The sequence below is a fragment of the Rhizorhabdus sp. P4_G5 genome (genome assembly GCF_056401065.1).
On record NZ_JBFUKB010000010.1, the window covers coordinates 12,030 to 26,830 of the forward strand.

A 14,801-nucleotide genomic window follows, 5' to 3' on the forward strand; every position below is an offset into this window, starting at 1 on the left:
GGAGAAGATAGTGGACCGCATCCAGCGCGTCGGCGAGGTTGCCGAGATCATGCTCGACTATGTCGAGAACAGGAAGACCCATCAGGGCGCCACGACGCTGGAGGTTCCCACGGCCAGCTACACGGACCGCGACCAGTGGCTCGCCGAGATGGAACTGGTCTTCAAGCGGGCGCCGCTGATGCTGGCCTTCTCCGCGGAGCTGCCCAAGCCTGGCGACTACAAGGCGATGGAAGCGGTCGGCCTGCCGTTGCTGATCAACCGCGACAAGGCGGGCAAGGTGCGGACATTCCTCAATGTCTGTGCGCACCGCGGCGCGCCGGTCGCAAGCGAGGGCCATGGCAACTGCCCGCGCTTCACCTGCAAATATCATGGCTGGACCTACGGACAGGATGGAAGGCTCCTCGCCGTGGCCGAGGCGGGCACCTTCGGCGAGGTGGACAAGCCACATCGCGGCTTGCGCGAACTGCCCTGCGAGGAACGCGCGGGCATGATCTTCGCATGCCTGACGCCCAACGGCCTGCTCGATCTGGATCGTCATTTCCGCGGGTTCCTGGAGGATTTCGAAGCGCTCGACTTCGCCGACTGGACCTATCTCGGCTCGCGGACGATCGAAGGGGCGAACTGGAAAATCGCGTTCGACGGCTATCTCGAAGGCTATCATTTCGCCTCGCTTCATCCGGAAACCATCGCGCCGCGCACGCCATCCAACTGCATGCATTACGAAGGCTTCGGCCCCAACATCCGCATCGGCTTTCCGCAGCGCCGGATCGCCGAGGCGCTGCGGCCGCTCCCGCGCGAGCAGTGGGGTCTTCAGGAAAACAACGGCTTCGATTTCGTGCGGATCTTCTTTCCCAACGTGTCGGTCTTCGTCGCCCCGGAAATAACCCAGGTCGCCCAGATTTTCCCAGGACCGACGCCCGATCGCAACCGGACCGTGCTCAGCTATTTGCGCCGCGAGCCGATCCGTGATGAGGAAGACCGCCTCAAGGCCGAGGCGGCGATGAACTTCTTCCGCGATGTGACCTATACCGAGGACTATGTGATCGGCCTCGAGATACAGAAGGGCCTGGAAGCCGGCGCCCATGACCATCTGGTGTTCGGCCGCAACGAGCGCGCCAACCAGTACTTCCATGAGTGGCTGAACTGGTATCTGGAAGACGATGCCTCGGCGGCAGAGCCCGTGATGTGATCGGCTCGGCCGGGCGTCCCATCGCGCTTGCCTCCGGCGTCCTGCCGGAGTCCGGCCCGCTCGAGACGATCCGCGCGGCGGCGGCGGCCGGGTTCGATGCGGTCGGGCTGTGGATCGAACCGGGAGACTGGACGCCGGCGCTCGTGCGCGAGGCGCGAGCGGCGAAGGACGATGCCGGGCTGCCGGTGCTGGATGTCGAGGTCGTCTGGCTCAAGCCCGACAGCGCGATGGACGAGCACCGCAGGGTCATCGACATCGGAATGGAACTCGGGGCGGCCAATGTGCTGTGCGTGTCTTCGGATTCGGACCATGGCCGTACCGCCGCGCGGCTCGCCGAACTGTGCCGGCATGCCGAGCCGTCGGGAATGCGCGTGGCGCTGGAGTTCGGCGTCTTCACCGAAGTGAAAGATCTGCGCAGCGCATTGGCGGTGCTCGACCGGGTCGCGCATCCGCTGCGCGCGCTGCTGATCGATCCGATCCATGTCGACCGCTCGGGCAGTTCGCTCGACGAAATCGCCGCCGTCGATCCGGCCCTGCTGCCCTATGCCCAGTTCTGCGATGCGCGCACCGCGCGGCCCGATCCGGCGGACTTCGGGGCCGTGATCATCGACGCGGTCGACCTGCGCGAGCAATGCGGCGAAGGCGGGCTGCCGCTCACGGCCTTGCTCGCCGCGCTACCGGCCGACATTCCGCTGTCGATCGAATTGCGTTCGCGCGCACTGCGCGAAGCGTTCGGCGATCCGGTGCTGCGGGCCCGGGCGGTAGCCGCGGCGACCAGGCGCTGGCTCGAAGCCCACGCCTGATCGCCACCGACGTCACCTCGCTTCAGCGATGGGTCTCACCAGGAATGGGGTTCGCCGTTCCACTTGTAGAAATCGCCCGATTGTTCGAGCGTCCAGCCGGCCGCGACGGCGCGCACGCCGGTGGCGCTTTCTTCCGGCGTGATCTCCCCCCCCGGCCCGCCCATGTCGGTCTGCACATGGCCCGGATGGATGATGCCGACGATGATGCCGCGTGGCTTCAGGTCTACCGCGACTGATCGCATCAGCCGGCCCAGCGCGGCCTTCGCTGCCGCATAGGCGTAGAAGCCGCCATAGGGCCATGGCGATGCGCCCACCTGGCTGGAGAAGTTGATCACCTTCGAGCCTGGCTCGAGCCGCGGCAGAAAGGCCTGGAGGACACGCAGCGGCCCCTTGACCGTGATGTTGAAGACATTGTCCCACGAATCCCAGTCGACGCCGTCGAGTTCGGGTTTCACCACGCCGCCCACGCCCGCGACATTGTAGAGCAGGTCGATGCGGCCATCGCCGGTCGCCTTGGCCCCCGCCTTGACCGAGGCATCGTCCCCCACGTCCATGGCATGAACCGTCATCAGCCCGCCGGATGCGGCTGCCAGCGCGTTCAGCCGATCTGCCGTCGAGGGGTTCCGCGCCAGCGCGAACACATGGTCTCCTGCCACCACATGCTGCCGCGCCAGTTCGAGGCCGATCCCGCGCGCCGCGCCGGTAATTGCAACATTAGCCATATGCATCCTTCCTTCTCGCCTGTGGTTCATTCCCGACTGCTACACTGTGGCGGCCCGGTAAACTGTCTGTCCTGCCAGTGTGCGAGGTCGCTGGCCGCCACCGGTCGCAAGCTTACTGTTACAATGGCGAGGTGGAGCATGGCCGTGGGCAAGTCTATCACCATCGGACAAAGACCGAGTCAGCTTCAGCCGGCAACTGCCTGATGGTGGGAATAAAAGCGAATGGAGGATGCTGCAATGAACGCCGGGCCGATGCTCTCCCGCTATTCCCAGGAATTCGATCCGCCGGTTCGGGGAGACCGGATCACCGGCGAGCGCTACACCACCCGCGAATGGATGGAGCTGGAGAAGAGGCATCTCTGGCCGAAGGTGTGGCACCTCGGCGGCGTGCTGGCGGAGCTGGAGGAAGAAGGCGATTTCATCCGCCACAATTTCGGCAAGGAATCGGTCATCATGATCCGCCAGGCCGATGGCTCGATCAAGGCTTTCTACAATAGCTGCCCGCATCGCGGTAACCGCCTGATGCAGGTCGATTCCGGCAGCGTCCCGCGCATCACCTGCGCCTATCACGGCTGGCAGTTCGATACCGACGGTACGCTCATCCATGTCCAGGATCCTGACGACTTCGCCGGCGGCAGCCCGTGCGGCAAGGTCACGCTTACGCCGCTGCGGTGCGAGACATGGGGGCCGTTCGTGTTCTGGTGCATGGACGATGACGTCGCGCCGCTTCACGAATGGCTCTCGCCTTTTCCCGAGCGGCTGGCCGGCTATGGCCTCGAAAGCTGGGTGCGAGTGCTCGACCTGTCGGCGGACTGCGATTTCAACTGGAAGATCATCCGCGACAATTTCAACGAAAGCTACCATCTTCCGACCATTCACCCGGAGCTTTCGACCTTCATCAACGACGGGCTGCCGGACACGCTGTTCGAAATGTATCCGAGCGGCCACAATTCGATGTGGATGAAGGGCCACCAGGCCACCACGCGCCAGGATTTTCACAGCGGCGAGGTGCCGGCCCCGCTGGACGCGGTCGCCCGCGCCTGGGGGATCGATCCCGGCGCGTACACGGGCCGCACCGGCGACATCCGGCAGGCCGTCATAGAGGCCAAGCGCCGGCTGGGGCCCGAGCGGGGATATGTGAATTATGCCAGCATGTCCGACCAGCAACTGGTCGACTATTTCCATTGCACGCTGTTCCCCAACCTGACGCTCACCATGTCGCCCGAGCAATGCCAGATCCTGCGCACCGAGCCGCATCCGAGCGATCCCGAGAAATGCGTCTTCCAGCATTGGATCCTGGTGCCGGACGTCGCGGGGATGACCGAGGTCGAAACGCCGATCGGCATGGTGCCGCTGGAGCATGCCGAGCATCGTCATTCGGTTTATGGCGACGGCCAGTCGCTCGGCTATGTGGCCGATCAGGATCTGTCGATCGGCACCAGCCAGCAGCAGGGGCTGAACTCGCGCGGCTTCAAGGGCTGCATCCTGCCGAGACAGGAAAAACGCGTGCAGCGCTTCCACGAGCTTCTGAACGATATGGTCTGCGGCAAGGACTGACCCAGCCGCTTCCACGGCGCCCTCGCTTCACCACTCGCGCTTCCTTGGGAGGAGTCGTGACCGCCAGCCCCTATGCTGATGCGGTGCGGCCCCGCTGCGTGGCGTTGCGCTGTGCCGCGTGCTTGCCTGCGAGATAGCCGAACACCATGCCCGGCCCCAATGTGCCGCCGCCGCCGCCATAGGTCATGCCCATGATCGATGCCATGGCGTTGCCGGCGGCATAGAGCCCTTCGATAGGCTTGAAGTCCAGGTCGACGACGCGTCCCAGCCTGTCGGTTTGGGGGCCGCCCTTCGTGCCCAGCGCGCCGCTCTTTACTTCGGCCGCATAGAAGGGGCCGCCTTCGATCTTGCCAAGCGTCGCGGCTTTCTCGCCCTTGTGGCTGGGGTCGCCCCAGTAAAGGTCATAATAGCTGTTGCCACGGCCGAAATCCTCGTCCGCGCCGCGCTCGACCATCTCGTTCCAGTGCGCCACCGTCGCCGCCAGGGCACCGCCCGGCACGCCGATCGCGGCGGCGAGCTCCTCCAGCGTTTCGCCGCGCGCGATCCAGTCGGCGGGTTCTCGCCGGCCTTCCGTCCTGCCCATCAGCAGGCTGTCGCAAAAGCCCCATTTATCATAGAAATCCTGGTTGAAGAGACACCAGGCCGGCAGGTTTCTGAACGAACAGCTGTTCTGGTCCTGCTCGTGGAATGCCGCCCCGAACGCGTTGTAGTTCGCGGCTTCGTTGGTGAAGCGTCGGCCCGCCCTGTTGATCATGATCGAGCCCGGCAGCGTACGCTCGCCCGTGAACAGATTGACGCCCATCGCGTTCACCGGGGCTTCCACCACCGGCATCCACCATGCCTCGCGCATCGTTCCCAGCATGGCGCCGGCCTTCATCGCCATCTTGAGCCCGTCGCCGGTATTAGTGCGGATCGACACCGCATTCTGCAGCGGACCCCGCAGGAAGGCCCTCTTGAAAGCCTCATTATGCTCGAAGCCGCCGGTGGCGATGACGACATTGCCCGCGGCGATCCGTCGGCCGTCCGCCAGCACCACGCCCGCAATGGCGCCGTCTTCGAGGATCAGCTCCTCCGCGCCGGTGCCCAGTTCGATGGCGACGCCGCGATCGAGGCAGCCGCGCAGCAATCTTCCCACCAGCGAATGGCCAAGGCCCCGCTCGTCATTGTCGGCGCGGCGCTGCGCCTCGGCGGGATCGAGCGGGTCGGGAACGGCCTGCGCCAGCGAGGTTTCGCCGACGGTGAAATAGACGTGCGGCCAGTAATAAGGCGAGGTCTCGACCCGGTCGCGCCATTCGCCCAGTTCGCCATAGGGATAGACCGGGCATTCCAGCGTCCGGCCGCCGCGCGCGGCGGCGCCCGGCTGCTCGGGATGATAGTCGGGGAAGTGCGGCACCACCATGAACTGCACCGGCGTCCGCTTTTCGAGGAAGTCGACCATCTGCGGGCCGGTATCGACATAGGCGGCGGCCAGATCGGGATCGATCAGCCCGTTCGACATCGAGGCGAGATAGGTCAGGGCCTGCTCGCGGCTGTCCTGCTTGCCGAATGCCTTCATATGGGGGTTGCAGGGAATCCAGATCTGCCCGCCGGACCAGGCCGACGTGCCGCCGATCTTCTCGCCCTTTTCCACCAGGAGCACGCTGGCGCCGAACTCGGCCGCCGTCAGCGCGGCGGTGAGGCCCGCCGCACCCGATCCCAATATGGCCACGTCGAACGTCTGTTCCGTCATAGCAAATCTCCCGGCGTCAGACCTGGCTGAACCCGCCGTCCATGAGAAACTCCGAGCAGGTGACGAAGCTTGCCGCGTCGGAGCAAAGATAGACCACGCCGCCACCCATCTCGTCGGGTCGGCCCATGCGGCCGATCGGGTGATCGGCGATCACGGCCTGCAGCGCCGCCTCGCGGGAAGGCGCCGCGCCGAGCTCGACATAGCTGTCCATGATGCTGGTCAGCATGCCGGTGTCGATGCCGCCGGGATGCACGCTGTTGCAGCGGATGTTGTAGCCGAGCGCGGCGAACTCCGCCCCCATGCATTTGGACAGCATCTTCACCGCCGCCTTGCTGGTGCAATAGGCCGCGTTGAATGCCGCGCCGCGCAGCCCGCCGACGCTGGAGAAATTGACGATCGATGCGCCGCCCTTGCGCGCCTGGCCCCCCGCCTTCAGCAGCGGCAGCAATATCTGTGTGCCGATGATCACCGAATCGACATTGATCGCATTGATCCTATGCCACTCGGCGAGCGGCGTGCTCTCGATCTTGCCGACCACCGAGACCGCAGCGATGTTCACCAGGGCGTCGAGCCGGCCATAGTCCCGCTGGACCAGCGCCGCGACGGCGCGCCAGTCGGTCTCGCTGGTCACGTCGTGGCGGAGATAATGATCGGCGCCGACATCTGCGCTGTCGGGCAGATCGGTGGCGATGACGATGGCGCCGGCCGCCTTCATCGCCTTGACCACCTCGCGGCCGATGCCGCCGGCCGCGCCCGTGACCACGGCCACGACCTCATCCAATGCGATTGTCACCGTCTCGTGCTCCTCATTGTGCGGTCCACCCGCCATCCATGACGAGTTCGGCCCCGGTCATGTACGCGCTGTCGGCGCTGGCGAGGAAAAACGCCCCGCTTGCCAATTCCTCGGGCGCCGCGAGCCGACCCATCGGCGTTTGGGCGGCGACCGAATCGATAAGATCCTGCGGCTTTTCCGCCACGCCCTTGTCCACCCAGCGCTGAAAGCCTTCGTGCAGCAAGGGGGTGACGACGAAGCCGGGGTGCAGCGAGTTCGCGCGGATCGGCATCCGCTTGGCGGCGAATTCGACGGCGATCGACTTGGTGAACAGCCGCACCGCGCCCTTGCTTGCGTTGTAGGCGGAGGTGTCGGTGTAGCCGACGAGCCCCATGATCGAGCTGACATTGATGATCGAAGCGCCGCCGCGCACATCCGCGCCGCTCTCCGCCATCATGGGGACGAACGTCTTGACGCCCAGGAAGACGCCATCGGTGTTGATGGCCATGATGCGCCGCCAGCTTTCCATCGTCAGGCTCTCGACCGGGCCGGTCAGGTCGATGCCGGCATTGTTGACCAGCGCATGGAGCTTGCCGTGGCGCGCGCGAACCCATTCGCAGGCTCGCAGCCAGTCGTCCTCGATCGTGACATTGGCCTGCACATAGCTCGCCGCCTGGCCCAGTCGCGCCATCGTGGCTGCCGCGATCTCGCTGTCCGGCGCGTCGAGGTCGGACAGCACGACCTGTGCGCCTTCGGCCAGGAAACGCTCTACGCAGGCAAGGCCGATGCCCCGCAACCCGCCGGAGATGAACGCGACCCTGCCGATCAGCCGCTGCGCGCCGAGCTCGTTCATACGCCCATCATCCCGGCTGTCGTTGCGCCATCGATCACATATTCGCTGCCGGACACGAAGGTGGATTCATCCGAACCCAGCCAGGCGACCAGCCCTGCCACCTCATCCACTTTCGCCATCCGATTGAGCGGCGACATGCTTTCATAGGCGGTGCGCGCAGCGCCCGGATCGGGCGCCTGCTCGATCAGCCCGAGGATCAGCGCGGTTTCGACCACGCCGGGAAGGATGGCGTTGACCCGAATGCGATAGCCGCGATTGCCACAGTGCACGGCGGCCGATTTCACCAGGGCGACGACCGCGGCCTTTGATACCGAATAGGCGACGAAATTGCCCATCGCGCGGTGCGCGTTCATCGAGGAGTTGACGATGATCGAACCGGCCGGACCGTCGGGATTGCGCTTCATCGCGCGGATCGCATGCTGCACGGTCAGCATCGCACCGGTCTGGTTGATGCCGATGACCCTATTCCAGCCCTCGATGGTGATATCCTCGACGCTGGCGTCGCCCGCTTCGGTGCCGGCATTGGCAAAGGCGATGTCCAGCCTGGCGAAGCGATCCTGGATATTGTCCACCAGTCCGGCCCAGCTTGCGACATCGCAAACGTCGTGCGCGTGGAACGTCGCGCCTGTCGCCGCGCACAGCGCTTCCGCCGCCGCGCGGTTGGAGCCGGTGAAGACGACGTCGGCGCCCTCCGCCGCCAGCCGACGGACCGTGGCGGCACCGATCCCCGACGTGCCGCCGGTCACCAGCGCCACCTTGCCTTCAAGCCGTCTGCTCACGGCACCCTCCCAGACTGATTCCCGATGGACGGGGGTTTCTGCTGCGTGGTGTGCCGCATTATCGGGCGGCTGCAACCTATGCTTTCGATAAGGTGACGGCGGCCTGCCGACTGGGCACAAACACCGGATAACAGTCGAACGGGCATGAGGATTCGCACATGGCACAGGATGATCCACGGATTCCGGGCGCGAGGGCGCGCAGTCCCGGGATCAGCTGGTTGGAGCTCATGGCCAGCGATTCCCGGCCCGCACCGGCTTGCCTGACCGAAGAGCATTATGAATATCTCGGCTCCGAGCCGATCGAGGCCTCGCGCTACACCAGCGAGGCGTTCGCCCGGCTCGAGCGGGAGAAGATGTGGCCTCATGTCTGGCAATTCGCCGCGCGCGACGAGGATCTGCCGGAAGCCGGTGACTATGCCGTGTTCGAAAATGCCGGCCGCTCGTTCCTGATCACGCGCCAGGACGATGGCTCGGTCAAGGCGCTGCACAATGTCTGCCTGCATCGCGGTCGCAAGCTGCGCACCGAGGACGGCACCGCGGACAAGATTACCTGTCCCTTCCATGGCTTCTCCTGGAATAAGGACGGATCGTTCGCGGGCATGCCCTGCCGGTGGGATTTCCCCCATCTCCAGGATGGCGCCATGGCGCTTCCCGAAGCCGAAGTCGGCCGCTGGGGCGGTTATATCTTCGTGCGGGAGGAAGCGGGCGGCCCGACCCTGGAAGAATATCTCGATCCGTTGCCCGACCATTTCAAGCGCTGGCGCCACGAGGAATGCACCACCGTGGTGTGGGTGGGGAAGGAAGTCGCCGCCAACTGGAAAGTCACTGCCGAAGCCTTCATGGAAGCCTGGCACACCGTCGTCACCCACCCCCAGCTGCTGCCCTTCACCGGCGATTGCAACAGCGCCTACTGGTATTGGGGCGACAATGTGAACGTGAACCTCGTCCCGTTCGGCATCCTGAGCCCGCATGTGGATCCCGAGGGCAAGACCGAGCAGTGGATCGTCGACGAGTTCATCAAGTTCAACGGCCGTTCGTCCGACAATTATGATCCTTCGGCCGATCCCTATGCGGTCGAGGTGCCCGAGGGCGAAAGCGCACGCGCGGCGCTGGGCGCTGCGCTGCGCAGATCCTATGCCGAGCAGAGCGGCTATGATCATGAGCAGGCGACCGATGCCGAGCTGCTCGACGCGCTCGTCTATAATGTCTTTCCGAATTTCGCGCCGTGGGGCGGATATATGCCGAACATCGTCTATCGCTGGCGGCCGGGCAAGACCGCCGACACATGCCTGATGGAAGTACGGGTGCTCGCCCGCAGCAAGAAGGGCGAACCGATCCCGCGCGGCGTGCCGATGCATTTCCTTCGTCTCGACCAGCCCTGGACGGATGCGCCCGAACTGGGCGGGCTGGGCGACGTGCTGGAACAGGACATGGCCAATCTGCCATTCGTCCAGGATGGGCTGCACTGCTCCAAGACGGGGAAGATCCAATTGGCCGACTATCAGGAAATCCGCATTCGCCAGTTCCACCGCACGATGGACAAATATGTCATGGGTGAAGCCGGAGCCCGGGCATGAGCGATGGGCCAGCCGAAGCCCGGCCGCCGCGTATCGACTGCGTACTGATCTGTGGCGGCGTCTGGCATGACATGGATTTCGCACGGCTGGAGCTGCTGAAGCTGCTCTCCGAAGACCCGCGGGTGCGGACCCGGGTGTTCGAGGATTATGAAAATGTCGAGGCGCTGGCCGCTGCCGACATCATCATCACCTATACCTGCGACGTGACGCCATCCCTCAAGGCCCAGGAAGTGCTGCGCGACTGGCTGGCGCGGGGCGGTCGCTGGTATGCGCTGCACGGCACGAATTCCGTGCTGCGCATGCTCGACAACGGATTGTGGGATGCGCCGCGCTGGGCGCCGATGTTCATGGATCTGCTGGGCAGCCAGTTCCTCTCGCATCCGCCGATCACGCCGTACAAGGTGATGGTGGCGGATCCGTCGCACCCGCTTGTCGATGGAGTCGAGCCGTTCGAAACGACCGACGAGCTCTATCATCTCGAATGCCATGGCGACCTGCACGTCCTGCTCGACACCGAATGCACCGAACCCGGCACCGGCTTCGTCGAAGCCGAGGATGCGCCCGGCCGGTACCCGGTTTTCTACATCAAGCGCCACGGTGCCGGCGCGGTCCTTTACCTGACCCTGGGGCACTGCCGCGGGCATTATGACCTCCAGCCCATGCTCGACTGGTGGCCTACGGTCGACCGCTGCGCCTGGGACTTGCCGGTGTTCTACGGCCTGTTGCGGCGGGGCATCGACTGGATCAAGGATCGCGAAGCGCTGTAGGTTCGTCATCCAGGCCTTCGGCCCGCGGCTGAAGTTTATCCTGATCGCCTTGCCTTGCAGGCAGTCGAACGGCCGGGATGGCGGGAAAGGGGGCGACAACCGTCCCCGCCGGCTTCGTTCCTGGAGCATCGAGCGGATAATCTGACCCGCTCATCCTGAGGAGCCATTGAGCGAAGTCGAAATGGCGGCTCGAAGGATCCTTCGAGACGGGCCTTCGCCAGGCTCAGTCCCTCCTCAGGATGAGCGGAGTCGGGTGCGTCAGAGTAAAGCTCGATGCTCTAAACGGCGATCCCGGCGAAGCGGTCGAGCGCCGCCTCCGGTTCATCGGGCCAGCGTGACAGCACCAGCAGGCGTTTATGGGCATGGCCGATCGATAGTTCGTCGGTCACGCCCATCCCGCCGTGGAACTGGATCATCTCATGCCCGAGCGTGACCGAGGCGGGCGCCAGGAAGGCGCGAAGCCCCGCCACGGCCTTGCCGAAACCGTCGGTTTCCCAGGATACGATGGCGAGGTTCATCAGCGCCCGGCTCTGCTCGATCGCTGCATATTGGGTGACCATCCGGTGCTGGATCGCCTGGAAACTTCCAAGCATCGCGCCGAACTGCTCGCGCGTGCGCAGATATTCCTGCGTCTCGGCAAACATCCGCTCCATGATGCCGAGCGCCTCGGCTGATCGGGCAAGGCTGGCGAGCGCGTCTGCCGCTTCGATCCTGGCAATCCCGTCGGTTGGCGAGAAGCCGGGTTCGACGGCGACATCGTCGAGCGTCAGCGAAACGGCGACGCTGCCGTCAGCCATCCGCCAGGTCTCGCATGCGAGACCTTCGGCATCGGCGCGGACAAGGAACAGGCTGACCCCCTGGGCCTCGCCCGGCGCCCCCGAGAGGCGGGCGCTGACGATATAGCCGTCCACCCCGGCGCCCGCAGGCACATAGGCCTTCGCCCCGTTGAGCCGCACGCCTGCCGGGCCGGCGCTGGCCCGTGTCTCGATCCAGAGCCGTCCGGGCCGTCCCGCGGCTTCGCCATGCGCCAGCGCGAGGCGCGCTTCGCCGGAAAGCAGCCGAGGCATCCATTGGCTGCGCAGCGGTTCCGGCGCGGCAGCGGCCAACAGGCGGGTCGCCAGCACGACATTCTCCACCAGCGGCTCTACGACAAGGCCGCGGCCGAGGGTTTCGAAAACCGTGGCGATGGCAGTTGCATCAAGGCCCATCCCGCCATCTTCCGCCGCGACAGGCGCGGAGATCAGGCCGATCTCGCCCAGCAGCGCCCAGTTGGCGGCGCTGAAGCCATTGCTCTCGGCCTGGTAGGCTCCGCGTCGCTCCATGTCGTAGCGATCGCTGACGAAGCGCTCCGCCAGGGCCTTCAGCATCTCCTCGTCTTCGCTCAGATCGAAATTCACGAACAATCCCCTTGTGCGGAGATCGCTCTATCATCTTCGGCGGCGCGGCTACGCTGCGCAAAAGGTTAGGATTGCATGTGCGGCGCCCGCACGACTACGCCGTGATTGTCTGGCACTGCGGCACAGTCTAAAGTGGGGGACGGAGAGATAAATGTCGCTGCTGAGCCAAGAGAAGATAGATTCGGTGAGGATAACTGCGCCGGAGGACATCCGGCGTGCGGCCACGGCCCTGCACGAGATCGCAATGGGCTGGGGCATGCGGGCAGCTCCGGCGCATGACATTGCCGGCAAGCGCACCCCCGTCGATGCCGATGGGGTTCTGCTCGCCAGCGACATCTTCGGCTGGCCGGACAGCGAGCGTGTGTGGTGGCGCAATTCGCGGATCGCGCTCGATTCGCCGCTGACCATGGCCTGCAGGTTCGAGAGCCAGCCCTTCTGGGTCAACGCGGAGGGATTTCACACCAGCCAGCCGAGCCCCTATCTCAACTCCATCGCCCTGGGCAATTTCGAGACCCGCGCGATGACCCGGGCGGCCATCGCGGTGCCGGTGCATCTGCCTTTCGGGCAGATCGGTGCGGTCAGCTTCAATCCGCTGGACCGCAACCACACCGACCTGGCCGAGGATTTCCGGCTCTATGGGGATGCTCTCGGCCTTTATGGCCGGACCTTCATCGCCAGCTATGTCCATGTCATGGGATCGGTGCAGGCGCTGCCGCCCCAGTCGCGTCTTTCGAAACGGGAGGTGGAGTGTCTTCGCTGGGCCGCCATCGGCAAGACCGATCTCGAAATCAGCATGATCATGTCGCGCAGCCGCGCCACGGTGCGATTCCACATCCACAACGCCTCGACGAAGCTGAACGCCGTCAACCGCAGCCAGACGGTGTTCAAGGCCGCACAGCTCGGCTTCATCTCGCTGGGCAGTTCCTGAACGGATTTCAGCCCGAAGGCGGGCTCCTGCGATCCGCGATGATCATGTCTGCCGCTCGCCAGCCGATGGCCATCGCCGGCGCGTTGGTGTTGCCGGTGACGTGGCCCGGGATCACCGAGCAGTCGACCACGCGCAGACCTTGAACGCCGTTCACGCGCAGGCGCGGATCGACCACCGCGGCGGGATCGCTGCCCATGCGGCATGAGCCCGTGGCATGCAGGCCGCAGGTCGACAGCCGCCGGAACGCCGCAAGCAGATCCTCGTCGCTTTGCACCGCCGGACCGGGAAGCATTTCCGCACCCAGCATGTCGCCCAAAGGCGGCGCGGCCATATAGGCGCGCATCGCCCGCATCAGCCGCACCGCCGATATCCGGTCATGCTCGGTGCTGAGCCAGTTGGGCAGGATCTGCGGCGCGTCGCCGGCCGCCGGACCGCTCACCCGCAGCGAAGCCTCGCTCGTCAGGCGCAGCAGCTGGCCGTAGATCGTCACGCCGGGGCGCGGATCGATCTTGTCGAGCGGAACGGGATTATTGTCGTCCTCCACCTTGAACGTATAGCCGCCCAGATAGAATTGCGCGTCGGTCCGCCCGTCGGGATGCGCGACATTCAGGAAGGCCCCGACTTCGAACGGGCCGGTGGCCATGATGCCGTCGTGCCGCAACAGATATCGTGCCATCGCCATCGCCGCGCCGATCCCGAAGAAGTTGCGATGGGTGCCGACTCCCTTTTCGAGGCGATAGGGCATCGAGATGGCGAGATGCTCGAACATGCGCTCGCCGACGTCGGGCGAATGGGCGACGACATCGATGCCGACGTCCTTCAGTCGCCCGGCATCGCCGATTCCGGAGCGTTGCAGGAGCAGCGGACTTTCCATGGCGCCGGCGGAAACGACGATTTCCCCGCGGCAGGCGAAACGCCGCCGCTGGCCGTCGACGATGGCTTCGACGGCGACGGCGCGGCCGGCTTCGAAGAGGACTCGTTCGGCCAGCGCGCCGGTTACCACCTCGACATTGCGCCGGCGGCGTGCCGGCGCAAGGAAGGTGCGCGCCGAGCTGTCGCGCCGGCCGTTGCGGATATTATGACTGTAGAAGCCGACGCGCGGGCCGGTTGCGCCGTTCAGGTCGTCGACCCGGCGCAGGCCCAGCGCTTCGCCCGCCTCGATCATCCGCTCGGCGAGCGGATAGCGGAAGATCGCGGGGTCGATCCGCACCCGCCCGCCGCTGCCGCGCATCGGGCCGGGCCCCGCGGCATGGTCCTCCAGCGCCAGAAAGGCTTCGGTCATGGCCGCACCGTTCCAGCCGGTCGCCCCGAGCGCTTCCCAGCCGTCATAGTCGGCCGGCTCGCCGCGGCTCCAGATCATGCCGTTGATCGACGACGAGCCGCCGAGCCCCTTGCCGCGAATCCAGAACTCGTTGGCCGGACCGCCCTCCTCGCGCGGCTGGGTGACGGCATAGGTCCACATATGCGCGGGCTTGGTCACGAGCTTGGCCACGCCCTTTGGCAGGGTGACCCAGAAGCTGTCATTTTCGCCGCCCGCCTCCAGCACCAGCACGGTCGCGCTGCCGTCGGCGCTCAGCCGTTCGGCCATGACGCAGCCGGCCGAACCGGCGCCGACGATGACATAATCCCATGCCTCGGCCATGGTCTCTCCTTCTCCGCCAAGGTGCCACATCGGGGTGCGGCCGCTACCCTAGCGTTTTGACGAGTCATTGCGGCGCGACATCGGAG

At 65.5% G+C, this 14,801-nt stretch carries 13 protein-coding genes; 6 read left to right on the forward strand and 7 right to left on the reverse strand.

All coding sequences use genetic code 11. From position 1 onward, the window contains the following. The first annotated feature begins 10 nt into the window (after positions 1 to 10). Positions 11 to 1,189 (forward strand): aromatic ring-hydroxylating oxygenase subunit alpha, encoded by a 1,179-nt coding sequence (locus AC1DQK_RS16115; RefSeq protein WP_477872327.1) that lies wholly within the window; start codon positions 11 to 13, stop codon positions 1,187 to 1,189. Then, positions 1,186 to 1,992: a sugar phosphate isomerase/epimerase family protein gene (locus AC1DQK_RS16120; RefSeq protein WP_477872329.1), complete on the forward strand. Its 807-nt coding sequence runs from the start codon at positions 1,186 to 1,188 to the stop codon at positions 1,990 to 1,992. Before AC1DQK_RS16115 ends, AC1DQK_RS16120 begins: the two co-directional genes overlap by 4 nt. A gap of 35 nt (positions 1,993 to 2,027) precedes the next feature. Here the strand turns inward: AC1DQK_RS16120 and AC1DQK_RS16125 are convergent, their stop codons facing one another. Then, positions 2,028 to 2,714, reverse strand: a complete 687-nt coding sequence (locus AC1DQK_RS16125; protein ID WP_477872331.1) for an SDR family NAD(P)-dependent oxidoreductase — start codon at positions 2,712 to 2,714, stop codon at positions 2,028 to 2,030. Between the two features lie 237 nt (positions 2,715 to 2,951). Here AC1DQK_RS16125 and AC1DQK_RS16130 point away from each other — a divergent pair, with 237 nt between their 5' ends. Next, entirely contained in the window at positions 2,952 to 4,271 is a 1,320-nt protein-coding gene (locus AC1DQK_RS16130) for an aromatic ring-hydroxylating oxygenase subunit alpha (protein WP_477872333.1), read from the forward strand. A 70-nt stretch (positions 4,272 to 4,341) separates the two neighbouring features. On the opposite strand, the gene AC1DQK_RS16135 is transcribed toward AC1DQK_RS16130, so the two are convergent. From AC1DQK_RS16135 to AC1DQK_RS16150, 4 genes are read right to left on the reverse strand one after another with little or no spacing between them, the layout of a single operon-like run. Then, the gene (locus AC1DQK_RS16135; protein WP_477872335.1) at positions 4,342 to 6,000 is read right to left on the reverse strand and encodes an FAD-dependent oxidoreductase; all 1,659 of its coding nucleotides are present in this window, start codon (positions 5,998 to 6,000) and stop codon (positions 4,342 to 4,344) included. Positions 6,001 to 6,016: 16 nt separating this feature from the next. After that, positions 6,017 to 6,793, reverse strand: coding sequence for an SDR family oxidoreductase (locus tag AC1DQK_RS16140; protein WP_477872337.1), 777 nt, complete (start codon positions 6,791 to 6,793; stop codon positions 6,017 to 6,019). 13 nt (positions 6,794 to 6,806) lie between these two features. Then, positions 6,807 to 7,625 (reverse strand): SDR family oxidoreductase, encoded by an 819-nt coding sequence (locus AC1DQK_RS16145; RefSeq protein WP_477872339.1) that lies wholly within the window; start codon positions 7,623 to 7,625, stop codon positions 6,807 to 6,809. Then, entirely contained in the window at positions 7,622 to 8,404 is a 783-nt protein-coding gene (locus tag AC1DQK_RS16150; protein WP_477872341.1) for an SDR family NAD(P)-dependent oxidoreductase, read from the reverse strand. Before AC1DQK_RS16150 ends, AC1DQK_RS16145 begins: the two co-directional genes overlap by 4 nt. A gap of 158 nt (positions 8,405 to 8,562) precedes the next feature. Between AC1DQK_RS16150 and AC1DQK_RS16155 the strand changes: the two genes are divergently transcribed. Both AC1DQK_RS16155 and AC1DQK_RS16160 read left to right on the forward strand, forming a co-directional pair. Next, positions 8,563 to 9,981 (forward strand): aromatic ring-hydroxylating oxygenase subunit alpha, encoded by a 1,419-nt coding sequence (locus tag AC1DQK_RS16155; RefSeq protein WP_477872343.1) that lies wholly within the window; start codon positions 8,563 to 8,565, stop codon positions 9,979 to 9,981. Continuing rightward, complete coding sequence (locus AC1DQK_RS16160; RefSeq protein WP_477872345.1) at positions 9,978 to 10,748, forward strand: ThuA domain-containing protein; 771 nt, start codon at positions 9,978 to 9,980, stop codon at positions 10,746 to 10,748. Before AC1DQK_RS16155 ends, AC1DQK_RS16160 begins: the two co-directional genes overlap by 4 nt. Before the next feature lie 278 nt (positions 10,749 to 11,026). On the opposite strand, the gene AC1DQK_RS16165 is transcribed toward AC1DQK_RS16160, so the two are convergent. After that, entirely contained in the window at positions 11,027 to 12,145 is a 1,119-nt protein-coding gene (locus tag AC1DQK_RS16165) for an acyl-CoA dehydrogenase family protein (protein ID WP_477872347.1), read from the reverse strand. 151 nt (positions 12,146 to 12,296) lie between these two features. On the opposite strand from AC1DQK_RS16165, the gene AC1DQK_RS16170 reads away from it, so the two are divergent. Beyond that, complete coding sequence (locus tag AC1DQK_RS16170) at positions 12,297 to 13,073, forward strand: helix-turn-helix transcriptional regulator (protein ID WP_477872349.1); 777 nt, start codon at positions 12,297 to 12,299, stop codon at positions 13,071 to 13,073. A 7-nt stretch (positions 13,074 to 13,080) separates the two neighbouring features. On the opposite strand, the gene AC1DQK_RS16175 is transcribed toward AC1DQK_RS16170, so the two are convergent. Next, positions 13,081 to 14,715 carry a GMC family oxidoreductase gene (locus tag AC1DQK_RS16175; RefSeq protein WP_477872351.1) on the reverse strand — a complete coding sequence of 545 codons (1,635 nt, stop codon included), beginning with the start codon at positions 14,713 to 14,715 and terminating at the stop codon, positions 13,081 to 13,083. Positions 14,716 to 14,801: the final 86 nt, after the last annotated feature.

Bases quoted from the DNA above. Each gene is read 5' to 3' on its own strand.
- AC1DQK_RS16125 (WP_477872331.1), bottom strand. From the start codon at position 2,714: ATGGCTAATGTTGCAATTACCGGCGCGGCGCGCGGGATCGGCCTCGAA.
- AC1DQK_RS16130 (WP_477872333.1), top strand. From the start codon at position 2,952: ATGAACGCCGGGCCGATGCTCTCCCGCTATTCCCAGGAATTCGATCCG.
- AC1DQK_RS16135 (WP_477872335.1), bottom strand. From the start codon at position 6,000: ATGACGGAACAGACGTTCGACGTGGCCATATTGGGATCGGGTGCGGCG.
- AC1DQK_RS16145 (WP_477872339.1), bottom strand. From the start codon at position 7,625: ATGAACGAGCTCGGCGCGCAGCGGCTGATCGGCAGGGTCGCGTTCATC.
- AC1DQK_RS16155 (WP_477872343.1), top strand. From the start codon at position 8,563: ATGGCACAGGATGATCCACGGATTCCGGGCGCGAGGGCGCGCAGTCCC.
- AC1DQK_RS16160 (WP_477872345.1), top strand. From the start codon at position 9,978: ATGAGCGATGGGCCAGCCGAAGCCCGGCCGCCGCGTATCGACTGCGTA.
- AC1DQK_RS16170 (WP_477872349.1), top strand. From the start codon at position 12,297: ATGTCGCTGCTGAGCCAAGAGAAGATAGATTCGGTGAGGATAACTGCG.
- AC1DQK_RS16175 (WP_477872351.1), bottom strand. From the start codon at position 14,715: ATGGCCGAGGCATGGGATTATGTCATCGTCGGCGCCGGTTCGGCCGGC.